Source organism: Calditrichota bacterium, assembly GCA_014359355.1.
Lineage (GTDB): Bacteria > Zhuqueibacterota > Zhuqueibacteria > JANLFK01 > Oleimicrobiaceae > Oleimicrobium.
The window spans coordinates 1-3,702 of record JACIZP010000247.1 but is presented as its reverse complement, the minus strand read 5'-3'; the positions used below and the strand labels follow the sequence as shown (position 1 = coordinate 3,702).

The 3,702-nt window shown below is 61.8% G+C and carries 4 protein-coding genes; all 4 read left to right on the top strand.

The features are described 5' to 3' along the window. A partial coding sequence (locus H5U38_10955; protein ID MBC7187543.1) for a hypothetical protein occupies positions 1-712 on the top strand: 712 nt, incomplete at its 5' end. Further along, positions 713-1,990 (top strand): (Fe-S)-binding protein, encoded by a 1,278-nt coding sequence (locus H5U38_10950; protein ID MBC7187542.1) that lies wholly within the window; start codon positions 713-715, stop codon positions 1,988-1,990. It begins immediately after the preceding gene. Between the two features lie 10 nt (positions 1,991-2,000). Continuing rightward, entirely contained in the window at positions 2,001-2,750 is a 750-nt protein-coding gene (locus H5U38_10945; protein MBC7187541.1) for an alpha/beta fold hydrolase, read from the top strand. A 22-nt stretch (positions 2,751-2,772) separates the two neighbouring features. After that, positions 2,773-3,681, top strand: a complete 909-nt coding sequence (locus H5U38_10940; GenBank protein MBC7187540.1) for a TIGR00730 family Rossman fold protein — start codon at positions 2,773-2,775, stop codon at positions 3,679-3,681. Positions 3,682-3,702 lie beyond the last annotated feature (21 nt).

Sequence of the window (3,702 nt, the reverse complement as noted above, 5' to 3'; positions counted from 1 at the left end):
CCCCCTTGCGGAAAGTGCGCGAACGGTGCTTGCGGTGTTCCCCAAGCGCGAAGACTGCTGCAAGGCCGCTGCGGCCATGGCTCGCTCGCCGCTCTGTCCAGCGGCGGTGGAGGTGATCTCGTCGGGGGCGATGAATCGCCTTGCCATGCCGGAACTGAGCGGCCGGGCCGACGCACATCTGCTGGCCGTCCTGTTCGAAGGGAAGCGCCAGGTGGTGGCTGCGGTGACGCGTTCTGCAGAGGCCGAGCTCCGCTCCGCCGCAGCCGAGGCCCGCGTGCTGGACGCAGGGGCTGCGCGACGTCTGTGGAAAGGTGTTGGCGAGCTCCTGCACGGCGCTGAGGCTCGACTGCAGATTCGCGTGAACGTGCCGATGAGTGAGGTGGAGAGAGTCCTGGCGCACATCGCACAGGCGGCGCGCGCTCGCGACCGCAGGGCAGAGGTGGTTTGCCACTACGGGCTTGGCGTAGTTACGGCAAACATAGACGTTGACCAGAGCACCGAGCTTGAGGTTGCTCGTGAACTGGTGGCGCTGCGCACCGGGATCGCCGAGCAGGGAGGCTCAGTTGTTCTTTCGCGTGCCAGCAAGCAAACCAAAGACGAGCTCGACGTCTGGGGTGCGCGTCCGGAGACGCTGGACTTGATGCGACGACTGAAGCAGGAGTTTGACCCGCGAGGCGTGTTTGCGGGCGGCCGATTTGTGGGAGGCTTGTAGATGTCCATTGACCTCTTGCGCGAAGTGTATGACGAGGCCTCGCGGTGCAATCGCTGCGGGTACTGTCAACCGACGTGTCCCACCTATAGCCTCACTTACCTCGAGCGCGATGTCGCGCGCGGTCGCAACAACCTGGTGCGGGCTCTGTACGAAAACCGGCATCGGATGGATCGCCAGGTCAAGTCGGCCATCTTCCGCTGCTTGATGTGCGACGCGTGCGTAACGAATTGCCACCCCGAGGTACGTACCGATCAAATCATTGCCGCTGCCCGTGCCGCCTACTATGCCCAGTTCGGCCGGCCGGCGCTCCAACAAGTCATTTTCCAGCGCCTGTTGCCGAACCCCGCTGTCTTGGGGAGACTGATCGCGCTGGCCAGGCTTGGCAAGAACACGGGACTCTCCGGTCTGGTGCGCGTGTTGCGCATCCTCGGCTGGTATGGAAGGAGCGTGGCAACGGCCGAAGCCCTGGTGCCGCGCATTCCCCGTCACTTCCTGCGTGACATGCCGGAGGCACAAGCAGACCTGGCGCAGGGAAGAGACGGCCTCCGTGTCGCTTACTTCGTGGGCTGCGCCATCAACTTCGCCATGCCACAGGTGGGGCTTGCCACCCTGAAGCTCCTGCGAAGCACGGGCTGCGCGGTTACCGTGCTGGACAACGTCTGCTGTGGCCTGCCGGCCTATGCGTATGGTGACTTGGAAAGCGCGCGGTCGCTTGCCCGCCGGAACTTGGAGGCAATCGCGGAAATCGAAGCAGACGTCGTGCTCACCGAATGCGCAAGCTGCACCTCGTTTCTGAAGGAATACCCCCACCTATTCGCCGCGGACGCCCAGGCACAGGCGCGAGCTGAGGCTGTGGCTGCCCGCGTCAAGGATGCGACTCAGTTTCTCGCAACGACGGAGCTCTCTTTTCAGAAGACGGGAAGCATCCGCGTGACGTTCCACGACCCGTGTCATCTGAGTCACTATCTGCGAGAACGAAACGCACCGCGCCAGGTGCTGAGCTCACTGCCGGGAGTTGAGTTCGTAGAGCTACCGGAGGCCGATTGGTGCTGCGGAGGTGCTGGATCGTATAACATCACCCATCCGGAAACGTCCGAGCAGATTCTGGACAGGAAGATGGCGAATGTCCGAAAAACCGGTGCCCAGGTGCTCGCCACCGCTTGCCCGTCCTGTTTGATGCAGCTTGCCTATGGCGTGCGACGCCACAAGCTGGATGTGCAGGTCAAACATGTGGTAGAGCTGGTGGCCGACAGAATCCTGCTGCCGGATCGGGCGTGAGGTGACGCAGATGCGCGAGTATCCTGTCGCATTTCAGAGCGAGGGGCATCAGTTGGTCGGCATACTCCACATGCCAGCGATGCACGCAGGGCGGGGTGTGATCATGTGCCACGGGTTCACTGGCAACAAAGTGGAGAGCAGGCGCCTGTTTGTGGAAGCGGCACGTGCTTTCGCCGAGGCGGGCATGGCTGTACTGCGCTTCGACTTCTATGGCTCCGGCGACAGCGAAGGTGACTTTGCCGATACGACGCTCACGCATAACATCGTAAACCTCGTGGACGCCATGCAGTATATGAAGCAGCAAGACTGCACTCGCGTGGCGGTATTGGGCGTGAGTCTGGGTGGGGCTGCTGCGATTCTGACCCTCAGCCACCATCCTGCCGAGGCCTTTGTCGGATGGTCTGTGGTGCCAGACCTGCGCAAGCTCTTCCAGCAGCGCGCGCCGGAGCGGGTACGCTCAGACGAAACACTGCAAGGCTACGAGTTTGACGGCTGGTACCTGAAACGCCAGTTCTGGGAAGATGCTCTGAAGTACGACGTCGGCCGCGCCTTTCGTAAGCTCTCCATGCCCAAACTCTTGGTGCAGGGGGACAAAGACGACCCGCTGTTTGTGGAGGGCTTCAGGTCGATGCAAGTCAAGGCGACGCCGCCGGCCGACTTCTATATGATCCCTGGGGCCGGACATATGTTCGAAACAGTGCGCTATCGCCGCAAGCTGATCACCACCACGGTCCGATGGCTGCGGCGCAATCTGCGGTGAAGGGAAGGAGGGAGGAGGTCAGATGGAGCCGATTTCCACACAAACTGCTCTTGCCGGAGAAAACGACCACGCCGTGCGCACAAAGCGCAACAGGCACCCCCAGAAGGCATACCGCAATGTCCGCTTCCTCAACAGCTCCGACGCCCGCGTCCTGCGGATGCTGGCGGAGTATCTGGAGCCATTCCAGCGGCTGCGCAAGAAGGGAGTAAAGGACACCATTGTCTTCTTCGGCTCTGCAAGGGCTTTACCCAAGGACGAGGCGGAGCGACAATTGGCAGCGGCACGGGCTGCATTCGCCGTGGGCAGAGGGAACGAGCGCGACCTTGCCGAGGCAGTGAAGGCTGCCGAACGCCAACTGCGCCTCTCGCAATACTACGAGGATGCCCGCGAGCTGGCACGCCGCCTGACTGAATGGTCTATGAGCCTGGGCGAGAATCAGCGCTTTGTGATTTGCTCCGGCGGAGGTCCGGGGATAATGGAAGCAGCCAACAGGGGGGCCGCAGAGGCAGGGGGCCCGACCATCGGCATGAACATAAGTCTGCCCCACGAACAGGAGCCCAATCCTTGGATTTCTGCAGGCCTTGGCTTTGAGTTCCACTACTTTTTCATGCGCAAGTTTTGGTTTGTGTACCTGGCCAAGGCCTTGGCAGTGTTCCCTGGCGGGTTCGGCACCTTGGATGAGTGGTTCGAAGTGCTGACCTTGCTGCAGACCGGCAAGATGCGGAAGGAAGTGCCGGTCCTCGCCTACGGGAGAGACTACTGGGAGGAAGTCATCGACTTCGACAAGCTCGTCGAGTGGGGGACGATCGCGCCGGAGGACATGAAGCTGTTTAGCTTTGCCTCCACGGTGGACGAGGCTTTTGACTTCCTGACCAGCGAGCTGACACGTCGCTTCCTGCGAGGCAGAGGACGCAGGTACTGGTACTTGTGAGTTCGCGCGGAGCTGCAACCG